The sequence below is a fragment of the Ensifer adhaerens genome (assembly GCF_020035535.1).
Classification (GTDB): domain Bacteria; phylum Pseudomonadota; class Alphaproteobacteria; order Rhizobiales; family Rhizobiaceae; genus Ensifer.
Map to the genome: position 1 here is coordinate 1,513,503 of NZ_CP083349.1, position 16,068 is coordinate 1,529,570.

At 61.5% G+C, this 16,068-nt stretch carries 16 protein-coding genes; 5 read left to right on the forward strand and 11 right to left on the reverse strand.

Going from position 1 to position 16,068, the window contains the following annotated elements; all coding sequences use genetic code 11:
• Window positions 1-103: 103 nt before the first annotated feature.
• Entirely contained in the window at window positions 104-1,351 is a 1,248-nt protein-coding gene (gene ilvA, locus LAC81_RS07415) for a threonine ammonia-lyase (RefSeq protein WP_223727288.1), read from the forward strand.
• A gap of 181 nt (window positions 1,352-1,532) precedes the next feature.
• Complete coding sequence (locus LAC81_RS07420; RefSeq protein ID WP_223727289.1) at window positions 1,533-1,853, forward strand: HlyU family transcriptional regulator; 321 nt, start codon at window positions 1,533-1,535, stop codon at window positions 1,851-1,853.
• A gap of 167 nt (window positions 1,854-2,020) precedes the next feature.
• On the opposite strand, the gene LAC81_RS07425 is transcribed toward LAC81_RS07420, so the two are convergent.
• Window positions 2,021-3,994, reverse strand: coding sequence for a bifunctional 2',3'-cyclic-nucleotide 2'-phosphodiesterase/3'-nucleotidase (locus tag LAC81_RS07425; protein ID WP_223727782.1), 1,974 nt, complete (start codon window positions 3,992-3,994; stop codon window positions 2,021-2,023).
• Window positions 3,995-4,233: 239 nt separating this feature from the next.
• Between LAC81_RS07425 and LAC81_RS07430 the strand changes: the two genes are divergently transcribed.
• On the forward strand, window positions 4,234-5,481 hold the full coding sequence (locus LAC81_RS07430) for a sensor domain-containing diguanylate cyclase (RefSeq protein ID WP_223727290.1): 1,248 nt from the start codon (window positions 4,234-4,236) through the stop codon (window positions 5,479-5,481).
• 15 nt (window positions 5,482-5,496) lie between these two features.
• Here LAC81_RS07430 and LAC81_RS07435 read toward each other — a convergent pair whose 3' ends face one another.
• Window positions 5,497-5,958, reverse strand: a complete 462-nt coding sequence (locus LAC81_RS07435; protein ID WP_057255972.1) for an Lrp/AsnC family transcriptional regulator — start codon at window positions 5,956-5,958, stop codon at window positions 5,497-5,499.
• A 157-nt stretch (window positions 5,959-6,115) separates the two neighbouring features.
• On the opposite strand from LAC81_RS07435, the gene ald reads away from it, so the two are divergent.
• Window positions 6,116-7,234: an alanine dehydrogenase gene (ald, locus tag LAC81_RS07440; RefSeq protein ID WP_113537216.1), complete on the forward strand. Its 1,119-nt coding sequence runs from the start codon at window positions 6,116-6,118 to the stop codon at window positions 7,232-7,234.
• 45 nt (window positions 7,235-7,279) lie between these two features.
• Here the strand turns inward: ald and LAC81_RS07445 are convergent, their stop codons facing one another.
• The 5 genes from LAC81_RS07445 to LAC81_RS07465 all read right to left on the reverse strand — a co-directional run bounded on the left by LAC81_RS07445 (window position 7,280) and on the right by LAC81_RS07465 (window position 11,069).
• Window positions 7,280-7,747: a DUF1203 domain-containing protein gene (locus LAC81_RS07445; RefSeq protein WP_223727291.1), complete on the reverse strand. Its 468-nt coding sequence runs from the start codon at window positions 7,745-7,747 to the stop codon at window positions 7,280-7,282.
• Between the two features lie 85 nt (window positions 7,748-7,832).
• Window positions 7,833-8,396, reverse strand: coding sequence for a GNAT family N-acetyltransferase (locus LAC81_RS07450; protein WP_223727292.1), 564 nt, complete (start codon window positions 8,394-8,396; stop codon window positions 7,833-7,835).
• A 4-nt stretch (window positions 8,397-8,400) separates the two neighbouring features.
• Window positions 8,401-9,255, reverse strand: coding sequence for a 3-mercaptopyruvate sulfurtransferase (gene sseA, locus LAC81_RS07455; RefSeq protein WP_223727293.1), 855 nt, complete (start codon window positions 9,253-9,255; stop codon window positions 8,401-8,403).
• Between the two features lie 16 nt (window positions 9,256-9,271).
• On the reverse strand, window positions 9,272-10,021 hold the full coding sequence (locus LAC81_RS07460) for an alanyl-tRNA editing protein (protein ID WP_223727294.1): 750 nt from the start codon (window positions 10,019-10,021) through the stop codon (window positions 9,272-9,274).
• A 7-nt stretch (window positions 10,022-10,028) separates the two neighbouring features.
• On the reverse strand, window positions 10,029-11,069 hold the full coding sequence (locus LAC81_RS07465; protein ID WP_223727295.1) for a cysteine synthase A: 1,041 nt from the start codon (window positions 11,067-11,069) through the stop codon (window positions 10,029-10,031).
• Window positions 11,070-11,373: 304 nt separating this feature from the next.
• Here LAC81_RS07465 and LAC81_RS07470 point away from each other — a divergent pair, with 304 nt between their 5' ends.
• Window positions 11,374-12,213 (forward strand): SDR family NAD(P)-dependent oxidoreductase, encoded by an 840-nt coding sequence (locus LAC81_RS07470; protein WP_223727296.1) that lies wholly within the window; start codon window positions 11,374-11,376, stop codon window positions 12,211-12,213.
• Here the strand turns inward: LAC81_RS07470 and LAC81_RS07475 are convergent.
• The 4 genes from LAC81_RS07475 to LAC81_RS07490 all read right to left on the reverse strand — a co-directional run bounded on the left by LAC81_RS07475 (window position 12,201) and on the right by LAC81_RS07490 (window position 15,761).
• A complete protein-coding gene (locus LAC81_RS07475; protein ID WP_065373692.1) occupies window positions 12,201-12,527 on the reverse strand; it encodes an SMR family transporter in 327 nt (108 codons plus the stop codon). The genes LAC81_RS07470 and LAC81_RS07475 overlap by 13 nt on opposite strands.
• Window positions 12,514-12,885 carry an SMR family transporter gene (locus LAC81_RS07480; protein ID WP_223727297.1) on the reverse strand — a complete coding sequence of 124 codons (372 nt, stop codon included), beginning with the start codon at window positions 12,883-12,885 and terminating at the stop codon, window positions 12,514-12,516. The genes LAC81_RS07475 and LAC81_RS07480 overlap by 14 nt, the downstream gene beginning before the upstream one ends.
• 80 nt (window positions 12,886-12,965) lie before the next feature.
• On the reverse strand, window positions 12,966-14,219 hold the full coding sequence (locus LAC81_RS07485; protein WP_223727298.1) for an SAM-dependent methyltransferase: 1,254 nt from the start codon (window positions 14,217-14,219) through the stop codon (window positions 12,966-12,968).
• 93 nt (window positions 14,220-14,312) lie between these two features.
• Entirely contained in the window at window positions 14,313-15,761 is a 1,449-nt protein-coding gene (locus LAC81_RS07490) for a cryptochrome/photolyase family protein (RefSeq protein ID WP_223727299.1), read from the reverse strand.
• Between the last annotated feature and the right edge of the window lie 307 nt (window positions 15,762-16,068).

Genomic DNA, 16,068 nt, shown 5'->3' on the forward strand with positions numbered 1-16,068 from the left:
CTGTATTGTTCACGGCGGTCGATTCGAGTCAAAGCGATGGCCTCGCGCGTTGCAATGTGCAATAGCCACGGCCATCGACCAACTCAACGGAAGACCGCACGCGATGAAGCAGGATGTTGAAGCCGCAACCGAAGCCTTGCGGGAGATCTTCCCACCGACGCCGCTGCAGCTCAATGAGCATCTCAGCGCCCGCTACGGCGCCAACATCTACCTGAAGCGCGAAGATCTGTCGCCCGTGCGCTCCTACAAGATCCGCGGCGCCTTCAACTTTTTCCGCAAGGCACTTGGCGCCGGTGCTTCCGGCAAGACCTTCGTCTGCGCCTCGGCCGGCAACCACGCCCAGGGCTTCGCCTTCGTCTGCCGTCATTTCGGCGTGCCGGGCGTCGTCTTCATGCCGGTGACGACGCCACAGCAGAAGATCGACAAGACCCGCATGTTTGGCGGCGAGTTCATCACCATCCGCCTCGTCGGCGATATCTTCGACCAATGCTACAAGGCGGCGCGGGACCACGTGGAGGCGATCGGTGGCGTCATGGTGCCGCCTTTCGATCACGCCGACATCATCGAGGGTCAGGCAAGCGTCGCGGCGGAAATCGCCTGGCAACTGCCTGATGGCGTTACGCCGGATCTCGTCGTTCTGCCGGTTGGCGGTGGCGGCCTTGCTGCGGGCGTGACGGGATATCTCAAGGATGAGGTTGCGCCGGAGCATTTCATCTTCTGCGAGCCGGTCGGCGCGCCCAGCCTGCGCGAGAGTCTCGAAACCGGTAGCGTCGTGACGCTGGATCAGGTCGACAATTTCGTTGACGGTGCCGCCGTCGGACGGATCGGCGACCTCAACTTTGCAGCGCTTCGACGCTTCTCGGCCGATCAGGTGATGCTGCTGGCGGAAAACGCGATCTGCCTGACGATCGTCGAGATGCTGAACGTCGAAGGTGTCGTGCTGGAACCGGCCGGCGCCCTGTCGGTTTCAGCGTTGGAGGCGCTTGGTCCCGAGAAGCTTGCGGGCAAGACGGTCGTCGCCGTCGTCTCCGGCGGCAATTTCGATTTCGATCGCCTGCCCGACGTCAAGGAGCGGGCGATGCGTCATGCCGGGCTCAAGAAATACTTCATCCTGCGCATGGCGCAGCGACCGGGCGCGCTTCGCGATTTTCTCAATCTGCTCGGCGATGAGGACGACATCTCGCGCTTCGAGTATCTGAAGAAATCTGCGCGCAATTTTGGCTCCATCCTGATCGGGATCGAGACCAAACATGCCGAGAACTTCCCGGTCTTGAAGGCGCGTTTCGACGCTGCCGGGCTGCGCTACCAGGACATCACCGAGAACGAGATCCTTTCCAATCTGATCATCTAGAGCCTTTCGCTCTCGTGCCGAATAGTTGGAAGCGGAAAAGCGCTCCGGAATCAAAATGCCGGAGCGCCTTTGATGCGTCCGGCTGAATGCTCGGCGCTTCTTGTGAGGGTGGAGGCGCGTTGTCGCCGAAAATCGGCACTTAAGCTTTGACAGTGCCGGTCGCGGCGTCTAAGTCTTGGGCATGGCATCGTTTTTCTCGAAATTGTTCGGCCGTTCCGGCCCCTCTGAAAACCAGACGCAGGCTGCGCCCGGCAAGACCGAGGCTTATGCCGAATGCACCATTCGCGCGACGCCCATGCGCGAAGGCTCGCAGTTTCGTCTGGCCGGCAGCATCGAGAAGGCTTCTGCCGATGGCGGAGCCAAGGTCCGCAGCTTTATTCGCGCCGACCTTTTCACTTCCGAGCAGGACGCGATCGACGCTACCCTGCGCAAGGGCCGCCAGATCATCGACCAGACTGGCCCTTCGTTGTTTTCCGACGACGCCCAGTCGCGCCAGGTTTGATCGATCGCGCCAGCGGTGTAAGCAAATTTTCTCAGATAGATAGCGGACATTCCTAATGTCTCGCGTTCGCATTCCGCGCCCCGCAGAAGGGTTGGCGAATTCTCGCGCTTCCGGTCGAAATGATGGGCCGCCACAGACAGGCGGCCCGGTCCTGGTTCGCTGGAAACCTAGAGCTTGATCCGGAAACGGGCAAAGCCTTCGGCGGCATCGCCCGCATCTTCAATCGTCACACCTTTCACCTGTGCCAGGAACTGGCGGGCCTTCGGGCCACTTTCGAAGGTCACGCTGGTATTGGCGAGCGGCACGAAGGTCCAGTTGGCGTCGGCCGATGGGTTGATCGTGCCCTGGCCGATGATGTAGCGCACCACGACATCGCGATTGGTATCGGGCGCTACGAACACCACCTTGTCGGCGGCGATATCGGGGAAATTGCCACCGCCGCCAGCCCGGTAGTTGTTGGTGGCGACGACGAATTTCTGCGCGGGGTCAATCGGTTGCCCGCTGAACTGCAGGTTCTTGATGCGGTTCGAAGACGCATTGATCGTGGTGCCGTCCTTGTCGAACTTCGGCGGCTGCGAAAGATCGATCTGGTAGGTGACGCCGTCGATGACGTCGAAATTGTAGGACGGGAAACTGCCGTTGATCAGCGGCGCGTCCGAAGCGCCGGCTTCGACCTGATTGAAGATTCCGGCCGACATCTCCAGCCAGTTGCGCACCTGATCGCCGGTAATGACGACGGCCTGAACGGTGTTCGGATAGAGATAGAGGTCGGCGACGTTCTTGATCGCAATGTCGCCGGCCGGGACGTCGGTGTAGTAGTCCGCGCCGCCACGGCCGCCGGCCTTGAACGGAGCCGCTGCCGAAAGCACCGGCAGGTCGCGATACTCGGTGTCCTTCAGCATGTCCTTGATGTACCAGGTCTGCGCCTGGCTGACGATCTGCACGGACGGGTCGTCGGCGACCAGGGCAAAGTAGGAATAGAGCGGCGCACTGGTCTTGCCGACCGGTGTGCGCACGTAGGTCAGCGTCGCCTCGTGATCCATTTGAGCCGCAGCCAGCACCTCCGGCTTGTCGGCGACCTCGGCGATCACCTTCTTCTCTTCGCGGCGGTAGATCGGCCGCGCCTCGCTCGTGGAGTTGACGACGCGCCATGAGCCGCCCTCGCGTTCGACAAGCAGGTCGATCAGGCCGAGATGCGAGCCCCAGAAGCCGCCCATGACGCCGGGCTTGCCCGAGATCAGGCCCTTGTTGTTGTCGACGCCCGCGATGCCGTCGAACTTCGGTCCAGGGAAATCGAGGTGGCTGTGACCGGTGACGATGGCATCGATGCCTGCGATCGCAGCAAGCGGAACGGACGCGTTTTCGAGGTTCTCCGCATAGACCTGCTGACCGATGCCGGAGTGGGAGAGGGCGACGACGATGTCGGCGCCTTCTTCGCGCATCTGCGGCACCCAGGCTTCGGCCGCCTTGACGATGTCGCGGGCATTGGCCTTGCCCGCGAGGTTCTTGGCGTCCCAGGTCATGATCTGCGGCGGAACGAAGCCGATGAGGCCGACGCGAAGCTGGTGCTCCGTGCCGGAACCATCCTTCACCTTGCGGTCGAGAATGACGTAGGGCTTGAGAAACAGTTCATCCTGACGGGCATTGGCGGCAAGCGCACCCTTTGTCAGGTTGGCGCAGACGAGCGGGAAGTTCGCGCCGTTCAGGACCTTGAACATGAAATCCAGGCCATAGTTGAATTCGTGGTTGCCGAGCGTGCCGCAATCATAGCCGAGCACGTTCATCGCGGCGATAACCGGGTGGATGTCGCCATCGTTCATCCCGCGCTGATAGGCGATGTAGTCGCCCATCGGATTGCCCTGGAGAAAGTCGCCGTTGTCCACGAGGATCGAGTTTGTGGCCTCCGCGCGGATGGCGTCGATGATCGAGGCGGTACGGGCAAGACCGACCGTGTCGTTGGGCTTGTCGCCATAGTAGTCGTATGGAAAGACGTGAACGTGCAGGTCCGTCGTTTCCATGATTCTGAGATGCGCCTGGTTGGCGGCGGCGCTAACGGAGAACGGGTGCAGCATGACGAGCGCCGAGGAGGCCGCGGCCCCTGCGAGCAGCGAGCGGCGCGTGAGGTGGAGCGGGGATGTCATCGTTGGCATGCGGTCCTCCATTTATCAAGGATCCCGGTTTTTCCGAGACGAGTGCAATCCGGAGTTTTGTTCGCAGACGTGCGAACCACGGTGGGTTGGCGGCGACTATGCCGGAAAGGCGACATTTCCGAAAGCGGCAGATTTTCGCATTTCGAAGTCCGGCAATCGCCGGCTCCGCTAAAGTTTTCTTCAAACTTCCGGTTTAACCGTGCTTCGGGAAACGGAACTTTTTCAAGCACATGCCAAACGCCAACCTTCTTCTCTTCGTCGGCGAGGCGCTGGTCTACGTTACGGCGATGATCGGGCTGCTGCATCTTCGCGCCCGGCTGGGGCTTGGCGTCTTCGTCGCCGCGCTCGGCGTCATGCATTTCATCGAGACCTATCTCGCCGCAGTTTTCTATGTGCAACTGCCGTTCGGCGTGATCTCGCCAGGCTCTGCCGTGCTTTTCTCCGGCAAGCTGATGATGATCCTGCTGCTCTATGTCAAAGAGGACGCGGCGACCGTTCGCCAGCCGATCTACGGCCTGCTCGCCGGCAACTTCCTCACGGTCGCGCTCAGCCTTCTGCTGCGCCAGCACGACACCGTTTCGATCGTTGCGGAGCGATCCGCAGACCTCGCCTTCATCGATGAGATGGGCTGGCTGATGGTCTGGGGGACGACGATCCTCTATTTCGATTCGCTGATGATCATCCTGCTTTACGAACGCCTGGGCCGTTGGCTGCGGCGCTTCGTGACCATCCGTTTCCTTGTCTGCGGTATCGTGGTGCTTACATTCGATCAGGCGGCCTTCTATGCGGCACTGCGCTGGTGGAACGGCGCGCCGGCCGAAGTGTTCTGGGGCGGCTGGATGGCGAAGATGCTGGCAGCACCCTTCTATGCCGTGGCCGTCGGCCTTTATCTCAACCTTTCGCGTCACCCGTCGCTGGCAATGTCGGACCGGCCGCTTGGCGATATCTTCAACACGCTGACCTTCCGCGAACGCTACGAGGACCTGCTGTCGCGCTCCGGGCAGGATACGCTGACGGGCTCGCTCGACCGCAGCCGGTTCGAGGTCGAAGCGCCGGAAATGCTGCGTGCGGCGAGCGCCGACAATGCGGCCGTGACGCTGATGATCATCGACGTCGATCATTTCAAGGGCGTCAACGACCGCTTCGGCCACCAGGAGGGCGACCGCGTGCTGCAGCGGCTGGTCGAAACGGTGAAGTCGAAGCTGCGTCCGGTCGACCGGCTGTTTCGCTATGGCGGCGAGGAGTTCGTGATCCTCTGCCCGGCCATGGTCCACGGCGATGCCTTGCGGCGCGCGGACGAGATTCGCATTGCCGTGTCGGATCTCGTCTCGACGCCGGACGGACGGCCGGTGACGGCAAGCATCGGCCTGTCGTCGACGCCGGACGACGGCGCGGCGGTCGAGAACCTGTTGTCGGAGGCCGACCTTCGGCTCTACGCCGCCAAGGGGCGCGGCCGCAATTGCGTCGTCGGACGCTAGGCCGATTCCATTCGCTCAAATGCCGACATTCGGCCGGTCGATTACTTCGCGCAGCGAGAAGCTGGAATTGATCTTGACCACATGCGGCAGGGCCGAGAGCCAGTCGCGGTGGATACGCTCGTAGTCCTGCAGGTCCTTGGCCGCGACGCGAAGGATGTAGTCGTACTCGCCTGACATCAGGTAGCAGACGAGCACGTTCGGGCAGAGTTTCACAGCCGCTTCGAACTCCGCGAGCGTCTTGGCGAACTGGCCTGATAGCGAAATATGCACGATCACCATGATCTGGTAGTCGAGCGCCTTGTGCGCGATGCGGGCATGGTAACCGGCGATCGTTCCCGATTTCTCCAGGATGTCGACCCGTCGCGAACAGGCGGAAGGCGAGAGTCCGACCTTCGCCGCGAGGTCGGCATTCGAGATCCGACCGTTTTGCTGAAGTATGCGCAGAATCGCATGATCGATGGCATCAAGTTCGCTCATTCGTTATTTCCGCCAATCATGCATCCCTCCACGCAATATTCTTCGAAATCAATGCGCCTTGGGATTCGTCTTTGCAAGGACATTCGAAAGACGGCGTGTTTTGCTGAATGCCTCGTCAAAAGTGGCGCAAAGCCCATAACAGGAGAGGAACGCAAGGATGCGTGTCGGTTGCCCGAAGGAAATCAAAAACCATGAATATCGAGTTGGCCTGACGCCCGGCTCGGTGCGTGAATATGTTGCCCATGGCCACGAGGTGATCGTGGAAACCAAGGCCGGGGCAGGGATCGGCGCGGATGACGATGCTTACCGTGCCGCTGGCGCGAAGATTGTCGCGACGGCAAAGGACGTGTTCGAAAAGTCGGACATGATCGTCAAGGTCAAGGAGCCGCAGCCCTCCGAATGGGTGCAACTCCGCGAAGGCCAAATTCTCTATACCTATCTCCATCTTGCGCCCGATCCGGAACAGACCAAGGGTCTGCTCAATTCCGGCGTCACGGCGATCGCCTATGAAACCGTCACCGACGACCGCGGTGGGTTGCCGCTGTTGGCTCCGATGTCCGAGGTTGCCGGACGCCTGGCGATCCAGGCAGGCGCAACCTCACTGCAGAAGGCCAATGGCGGCCGCGGCATCCTGCTCGGCGGCGTGCCGGGCGTGCTGCCGGCGAAGGTGACTGTGATCGGCGGTGGCGTCGTCGGTCTGCATGCCGCACGCATGGCGGCAGGTCTCGGCGCCGACGTCTCCATTATCGATCGCTCGATCCCGCGCCTGCGCCAGCTCGACGATCTCTTTGCCGGTCGGGTGCATACACGCTACTCGACCATCGATGCGCTGGAAGAGGAAGTCTTTTCCGCCGATCTGGTGATCGGCGCAGTCCTCATCCCCGGTGCTGCGGCACCGAAGCTCGTGACCCGCGAAATGCTGACCGGCATGAAGAAGGGAGCGGTCATCGTTGACGTCGCCATCGACCAGGGCGGCTGCTTTGAAACGTCCCATGCGACGACGCACTCCGACCCGACCTACGAGGTCGACGGCATCGTGCACTATTGCGTTGCGAACATGCCGGGCGCTGTGCCGGTGACGTCGGCGCATGCGCTGAACAACGCCACGCTTCACTATGGCCTGCAACTCGCCGACAAGGGCCTGAAGGCAATCGCTGAGGACCGCCACCTGCGCGCCGGCCTCAATGTTCATCGCGGCCGCGTCACCAATGCGCCGGTCGCCGAAGCGCTCGGCTACGATGCCTACGCGCCCGAGGCCGTCCTGAGCGTCGCCTGACGATTGATCCTTTCGGCCCGGCAGCGATGCCGGGCCGATTTCACGTCAGCGCATTTCGATCCGGCACTGGTAGCAATTGTTCTTGGCTGAACGCACATGCACGGACGAAACGTCCGGTCGCGCCAGCAGTTCTTCCGCCCGCGCTTGCAGTTTTTCCGTCGGAACGACACCGCCGGTCCCGTAGACGATCCGTTCGTTCTCGCCATAACCGCGCAACAGATAGCTGACACTCGAGGCCAGGATCGGTGGAAGCGCGTTGCCGTCATGCGCCGGGCATTCTTCGGCATGCATGAACACCGGGCCGGTCTCGGCATAAGGCTGCAACGAGGAAAACGGCCGCAGCGCAAAGATCAGATAGGGCTCGCCGCCTCCGACATTGCGCAGGCAATGCCGACAGGGAACGCCATCCCCATCGGAAATCTCCCGTTCCGGCGGGTTGCCATAGGCATCTGGCCCGCCTTCTCTCATCCGGCGGGCTTCATCGTCGGACATGGGAATGTAGCGCAACGGCATGGTGTATCTCCTTGATCGGCTTGAATTCAGGAGAGTGCACCTGCCGCGATCATCAAGACACCCGGAACTTGCCGGATGGTGTTCGTCAGAGATTTTTTGCGAGCGCGAGCAGTTCGTCGTCGGTCAGAGGCTCGACCGTGGTCTCGCGGGTGGCGACCGGCGAGAAGCCGAATTGCTGGTAGAGCTGGAGCGCGCGCGGGTGGTCGAGATTGTTGGTCGTGACCGTCAGCTTGCTTGGATTCAGCGCCCAGGCGGCAAAAAGTGTCTGGAGCAGGAACCACTTGCCGAGGCCAAGGCCGAGTGCATGTTCCATCAGGCCGAAATGGACAAGCTCGACGACGTCGTCTTCGCCCTGATGCAGCTCGAAGAAGCCGGCCGGTGCGCCGTTCACATAAAGCACCGTGACGCTCGTCCGCTTGTCGGCGAGCGCCGCGGCAAGATCCTCGTCGCTCATCCGCAGCCGCTCGGTCCAGTGCCAGCGGCGGCCGACACGCAGATACAGAAAGCGGTAGTAGCTGAGCGGAATGTCCGAGACGCGCAGGATCGCGGTCTGGATATTGACCGGCATCGGCAGGCTCTGCTTCGGCGGCGCCGTCATTTCGAGTTCGGTTACGTGCACTGTCAGGGAGGCGAGCTTCGGCGAGCGCATGATATCACTCTCGACCGGTCACGATCGCCGTGTCTGAGCGGCCACCCCATTCAGACCAGGAGCCGTCATAGAGCGTGTTCTCCGTATGGCCGAGCGATTGCAGCGCCAGGGTGATGATGGCAGCGGTGACGCCCGAGCCGCAGGTCGTGACCACCGGTTTCGCAAGGTCGACGCCGGCGTCGGCGAACATCTGACGGAGGCTCGCGAGATCCCTAAATTTTCCGTTCTCTGAAAAGGTGCCGGACGGGAGGCTATGGGCGCCGGGCATATGGCCAGACCGCATACCGGCGCGCGGCTCTGGTTCTTCGGCGTAGAAACGTCCGGCGCCGCGGGCGTCGGCGATCTGGATCGAGCCATCCGCAACGATTTCCGTCATCCGCGCGAAGGAGGTCACGGCCGCCGGATTGAAATGGGCATTGAACGTCGCCGGCTTGGGTGAGGGCACCTCGGTGGTGACGGGGCGGCCTTCTTTGTTCCAGCCGTCCATGCCGCCGTCGAGTACGTAGACGTCTTTGGCACCCATGATGCGCAGCATCCACCAGACGCGCGGCGCGGTCATAATGCCGGGACCGTCATAGACGACGATCGTGTCCTTTTCGCTGACGCCCAGTGTGCCGACTGCCGAGGCGAAGGCTTCAGGCGAGGGCAGCGTGTGGGGCAGGCCGCTCGTGTGGTCGGCAATAACGTCCTGATCGAAAAACACCGCGCCGGGAATGTGTCCGGCATCGTATTCCGCCTTCGGGTTGCGGTTCTGCGCGGGCAGGTACCAGGCAGCGTCCAGGATCCGGATCGAGGGATCGCCAAGGCGCTCCTGCAGCCAATCGGCGGAAACGACAAAGGCGCTTTTGTTGTTGGTCACGGTCGCAACTCCCTACTCAAACTGATGCGCGATCTTCGGGCGTGCCGAAGCGGATACGGAACCTACGGTTTTCCTTGCCCTTCTTCTCGATCTTGGCGATGTGGATGGCGCCGACTTCCTGCGTTTCCGACACATGTGTGCCACCGCAGGGCTGGCTATCGATCGCCGAATTCTCGCCGATGCAGACAAGGCTGACGCGCCCTAAACCCATTGGGGGGCGCACATTCTTCGATTTGACGATGCCAGGGTTGGCGGCGAGTTCGTCGTCGGTGATCCACTGGACGTAGACGGGGTGATTTTCTTCGACGAGCTTCATCAGCGCCGCGGTGACGTCGTCCCTGTCGATCGTCTCGCTCATGTCGAAATCGACACGGCTCTCGTCCTCGCCGACCGAGGCTCCGGTAATCGGGAAGGGGCAGACGACCGAAAGCAGATGGCAGGCGGTGTGCATGCGCATCAGGCGATAGCGGCGCGGCCAGTCGATGTGAAGTACGAGTTTCTCGCCAATATCCGGTACCGGCTGTCCTTCAGCCGGCACATGGACGATGATGTCCTTGGTCGCGCCATGGCGCGCGACCGCGATGTCGATGCGGCTGCCGTCGGCGCGCTCCAGAAAACCGGTGTCGCCGGGCTGGCCGCCGGACGTTGCGTAGAAGCAGGTCTGATCCAGTTCGATCCCGCCGTCCTCCAGAATTCCCGTCACGCTCGCTTCGCAGGTCGAGAGGTAGAAATCGTCACGGAAGAGGGCAGTCACGGTCCTGATCATCGCATTCCTATCCCACTGATTCGTATGGCACGGCAATGTTGGAAGACGTCTTCAACCAGGCCGGCACAGGCAGCCCCTTGGAGGCCAGGAAGTCCGGGTTGAAGAGCTTCGACTGATAGCGGTTACCATAGTCGCAGAGGATCGTCACGATCGTATGTCCGGGACCGAGTTCCCTTGCGAGACGGACCGCACCGGCAATGTTGATGCCCGTCGAACCGCCGACGCAGATGCCTTCTTGCTCGATCAGGTCGAAGACATAGGGCACGGCTTCCGAATCCGGAATCTGGTAGGAGAAATCCGGGGTGAAGCCCTCGAGATTGACGGTAATGCGGCCCTGGCCGATTCCCTCTGTGATCGAGCTGCCCTCGGCCTTCAGTTCGCCATTGGTGTAGAAATTGTAGAGTGCGGCGCCTTGCGGATCTGCAAGGCCGATCTTGATAACCGGGTTCTTCGCCTTCAGTCCCTGCGCAACGCCGGCAAGCGTGCCGCCGGACCCGACTGCGCAGATGAAGCCATCGACCTTGCCATCCGTGTCGCGCCAGATCTCCGGCGCCGTGGTTTCTACATGCGCGTCGCGGTTGGCGACGTTGTCGAACTGATTCGCCCAGATAGCGCCGTTCGGCTCAGTCTTTGCCAGTTGCTCGGCAAGCCGGCCGGAGATCTTCACGTAGTTGTTGGGGTTCTTGTAGGGAACGGCCGGCACTTCGACCAGTTCGGCACCAAGCAGCCGCAAGGCGTCCTTCTTTTCCTGGCTCTGGGTTTCCGGGATGACGATGACGGTGCGGTAGCCGAGCGCCTGACCGACGAGCGCAAGGCCAATGCCGGTGTTGCCGGCCGTGCCCTCGACGATGACGCCACCGGGGCGCAACTGTCCGGTTTTTTCCGCATGCCGGATGATCGACAGCGCGGCGCGATCCTTGACCGATTGCCCCGGGTTCAGAAACTCGGCCTTGCCGAGGATCGTGCAGCCCGTGGCCTCCGATACGGCCTTCAGCCGAATCAGGGGTGTGTTGCCGATCGCTTCGAGGACGGACGGTAGAATGGCCATTTTCAGAACCTCGTGTTTGAGGACAGGCGCCGGAACAGGGCGGCGAGTACCAGGGAAAGACGAACGGCGACTGACGAAAATCAACAACGATCCCGGACCGCCGAAATGTTGGCGTGTTTTCGGCTCAGCCTGCACTTCAGGCAAGAAATAGCGTTTCGCCGCCGCTCTGTCCCGAACAAAAATCGTCTCCAAGGCATGTGGGGCTCAGCGGCAACGAAGCGTTGCCGCGATGAAGGGCCGGGCAAGTCTTTTCGCCCACAAGGAGATGCGTGCGTGTTTCCCGGCGCGTGCCGAGGAGTGAGTGATGAGTATTCAGTCTGCGCAATCCGAAAATAAACTGGCTTGGGTTACCGGCGCGAGCGTCGGCGTCGGCCGGGCCTTGGCGCTCAAGTTGGTGCGCGAGGGCTATTCGGTGGTCGTCACCGCCAGAAGCCACGAAAAGCTGGTGGACCTGCAGCACGAGGCAGCAGGCGAGGGAAGGATCACGGTTCTCGACGGCGACGTCACCGACCCGAAAGACATGGAGCGGGTGTTGGCGGCGATCGAGTACGACCATGGCCACTTGTCGCTGGTGATCCTCAATGCCGGAGTGGCCGTCCCGGTGCGGGGCGATGACCTTCATCGCGAAGCCTTCGAAAAGAGTTTTGCGGTCAATCTCAATGGGGTTGTCAACTGCCTGCTGCCTGCCGTCACGCACATGAAGGCGCAGGGCTTCGGCCACATCGCCATCGTGTCTTCCGTCGCCGGCTATGGCGGGCTGCCCACCAGCGCCGCCTACGGCGCTTCAAAGGCCGCGCTGATCAACATGGCCGAGAGCCTGAAGTTCGATCTCGACCGGATCGGCATCCGCCTGCAGATCATCTGCCCCGGTTTCGTCGATACGCCCGGCACGGCGCGGATACGCTTCCCACGCCCGGCTCTCGTCAGTTCCGAGCAGGCGGCGGATCGCATCATTGCGGGTTTGAAGTCGCGGCGCTTTGAAATCAGCTTCCCGCGGCATTTCACCTACGCGGTGAAGCTTCTGCGTCTGCTGCCCTATAGTCTCTATTTCGCGCTTGTCCGGCGGCTGACGGGTGTCGTTGCCGAAGCAAGGGACGCGAAAAAGCATGCGGGCTCCGGCGAGCGCCGGCGTCAGGCGGTGTGAAGTACCAGCACGGCGCCGAAGATCAGGGCAAGTCCGACCCAGCCGATCGGTTTCAGCTTCTGCCCAAAGAGCAGCCGTCCGCAGATGGCCGTTCCGAAGATGCCGGTTGCGCCAAGCACGGCATAGGCGATCGCGAGTTCCATGCCCTTGATCGCCTCGGCGAGGAGCGCGAAGGCGGCAAGCACCAGCAGAATGGAAAGCGCGCCCCAGCCACGGCGGGCAAAGCCTTCCGATTTCGTCGAGGCCAGGTTGGCGGCAACATCGAGAATGCCTGCCATCACGGCGAGCGCGAAATAGATGCTAGGCGCGCTCATTGGCTGCTCCTTCCGCCGCGGCTTCTTCCTCGTCGTGGCGCTCTCCCGCATTGACGAGCAGGATGCCGACGATCGCCATCGAAAGCCCGAGAATCTCGCGTCCGGTCAGCACGTGACCGAAGACGAAGACAGAAACGAGCGTGATGATCGCGACGCCCGAACCCTCCCATATCGCGTAGGCGACGCCGACGGAGATCGTCTTCACGGCCTTGGCAAGGAAGACGTAGGAGAGCGCGATCGAGACATACATGACGATGTGGCCGAGATAAGAGCCGCTTGAGGACGCGGCCTTCATCACCGTCAGGCCCACCACTTCGGTCGCGATGGCGAGCGCGAGGAAAAACCATGCAAGGCGCATGCGGAACCTTCAATTGAGAACTGGATAGACCGCCTCATAAGCGCTACGCGCGGCGCGGTAAAGACGCGCCAGTTGCGTTCCTATTCGAACACGATCTGCCGGACGTCGATGTTGCGGGCCCGGAACCCGGCTTCACAGTAGTAGAAATAGAACTCCCACAGCCGCTTGAAGCGCAGGTCGAATCCGAGCGGCTCGATCTTGTTCCAGACCGACCAGAAGCGCTGGCGCCATTCGCCAAGTGTGCGGGCATAGTCGATGCCGAAGCCGAAATCGTTGCTCATGCGCAAGCCGACATGGCGACCGAGATCGATGAGATGTTCGCGCGTCGGCAGCATTCCGCCCGGGAAGACGTATTTCTGGATGAAGTCCGGGTTGGCGCGGTATTCCTCATAGGCTTCGGGCTTGATTGTGATGATCTGCAGTCCGGCCTTGCCACCGGGCTTCAGGCATCGCTTGAGCTGCGAGAAATAGGTCGCCCAGAACTTTTCGCCGACCGCCTCGAACATCTCGATCGAGACGATGCGGTCATAGGTGCCATTCTCCTCGCGATAGTCCTGGAATTTCAGTTCGACGCGGTCGGCAAGACCTGCCCGGTGGATGCGTTCGCGGGCGAAGGCCAGTTGCTCGCGGCTGATCGTCAATCCCGTCACCTTGCAACCGATTTCGCCCGCGGCAAATTCCGCAAAGCCTCCCCAGCCACAGCCGATCTCCAGCACATGGTCTCCGGCGCGAAGGTTGGTCGCTTCTGCCAGAGCGCGATATTTGGCCGCCTGCGCGGAGCGGAGATCGTTGGCGCCGGTTGCATAGAGCGCCGATGAATAGGTCATGCTCGGGTCGAGCCATTCGCTATAGAAGGCGTTGCCGAGGTCATAGTGAGCGGAGATGTTGCGGCGCGCACCTGACTTCGTATTGGCGTTGCGCCAATGCAGGAATTTTTCGACAAGGTGAAGCAGGCCGTGCGCCCGGTTCGGGAAGTGTTTGCCGATCTCGGCATTGACGAGAAAGAGCTCGAGAAAGGCACCCACATCGGGACTGTCCCAGTCGCCGTCGATATAGCTTTCGGCAGCCCCGATCGTGCCGCCAGTCACGGCGCGTTGCGGCAGGTTCCAGTTGTTCAAGGTGAGGATCGCGCTCGGGCCCGCCCTCTTGCCCCTGATCACCAGTTTGCGGCCATCCGGCGCTGTAAGCATCAATGTGCCGGCCTGAAGATGCACGAGGGCGCCCAGCACCATGCGTGCCTTCAATGGGAAGTCCCTGAGGACCATCGAGAGATTCTCGGCAGAAAGCTCCTGTGCGCCTTTGAACGCGGCGAGACTTGCTTCCAGCTCACGCATACACCACCCCCTCAGCTGTTGCATCCGTAAGGTGAGCGTAGCGGCATTCGTCTGAGACGCCAACCGTGGAATTCTACCGGGGGCCTGTATTCGCTACGGCTCTCTCGGCGCGCTTGTGATCTCGCGGAACGCCGCGAGCGCGCGGTCCCGGGCCATGGCATGGTCGACGATCGGCTTTGGATAGGTTGCGCCGAGTTCGATGCCGGCATCTGCGAGGATAGCGGCCGGAGCAGCAAAGGGGCGATGGATGTAGCGCGGCTCCAGCCGATCGAGTTCCGGCACGAAGCGCTTTACATAGGCGCCGTCCGGGTCGAATTTTTCGCCCTGGAGAACCGGATTGAAAATTCGGAAGAACGGTGCCGCATCGGCGCCTGATCCCGCGACCCATTGCCAGCTTGCTGCATTATTTGCCGGATCCGCATCCACCAGCGTGTCGCGAAACCAGGCTTCTCCCCTTCGCCAGTCGATCAGGAGATCCTTGATGAGGAAGGACGCGGCGATCATCCGCACGCGGTTGTGCATATAGCCATGCCGCCAGAGCTGGCGCATGCCGGCATCAACGATCGGAAATCCGGTCAGGCCCTTGGACCACAGGGAAAAGTCGCCTTCGTGGTCAAGCCAGTGGAAATGATCGAATCGGCGATCGAGGTTGCGCCGGGGGAGTTCGGGATAGTGAAACAGCAGATGGTAGGAGAACTCGCGCCAGGCGACCTCCTTTCGGAAGGTGGCGACACCTTCACCGCCTTCGGTCTGTAACCCTTGTGTCGCGTGCCAAATCTGCGCCGGCGATATCTCCCCGAGGGCAAGGTGGGGAGAGAGCAGGGACGTGCCGTCAGCGTCAGGAAGGTCCCGGCGAACTTTGTAATCTTTGAGCTTTTCGTCGATAAATTCGTCGAGGCGAGCGGCCGCGCCTTTTTCTCCCGGCGTCCATATTTCGCTGAACGTGGCCGCCCAGTTCGGTTTTGTTGGCAGAAGCGACCATTGGCCAAGCGGTTCGGACGACGGCCAGGTTTCCGGTGACACGATTTGTTGCGGTTCGTCGATTGGCGGAGCCGGTTCAAACTTTGAATCGAGGGCGCGCCAGAAGGGCGTGAACACGCGATAGGGGCCGCCGGTCGTCGTCAGCAGGCGCATAGGTTCATGCAGCAATTGTCCGGCAAAACTCTCGGTGGCGATCCCCTGAGCTGAGAGCGCCTTCTTCAAGGCGGTATCGGTGGCGATGCCCGAGGGATCGTAGCGACGATTCCAATGAACGCGCTGCGCTCCTGATTTGCGCGCCACGTCGGTGAGCACGTCCAGCGGGTCGCCGGAGCGGAAAATGAGTTGCGAGCCGAATTGGGCGAGGCGAGCCCTCAACGCCTCCAGCGAATGATGCAGCCACCATCGCTGCGCAGCCCCCAGCGGACCGTTGCCGCTTTCGTCCGGCTCCCGGATATAGAGCGGAATGACGGGAGCCTCACCGACCGCGGCCGCAAGGGCGCGATTGTCGGCAAGACGCAGGTCCTTGCGGAACCAGACGATGATGGGCGCCGCCTTTGTCATGAATACCGTCTAGGTTTGGGATTGCTCACCCGCGGAACTTAGGTGCAAAATGAAAAAGAGCCATCTGCATCTCTGCAAATGGCTCTTTTAGAAAGTGGCTCCCCGGGCCGGAGTTGGCTCCGCCGTATGGGTTCATATGCTCTCATGAGTTTTCAAAGCGTTAGGCTGAGTATCTTCAAGTCGATCGCGGATGCGTGTAACCAGAATGTAACCAAAATGTAGGCCGGATGGCTCCGAATATTTTTGCTCATCGGGCAAAGAAAAGCCCCGCAGGCTCGGTGTGGGGCGGGAGTCTGCTCGATTGGGT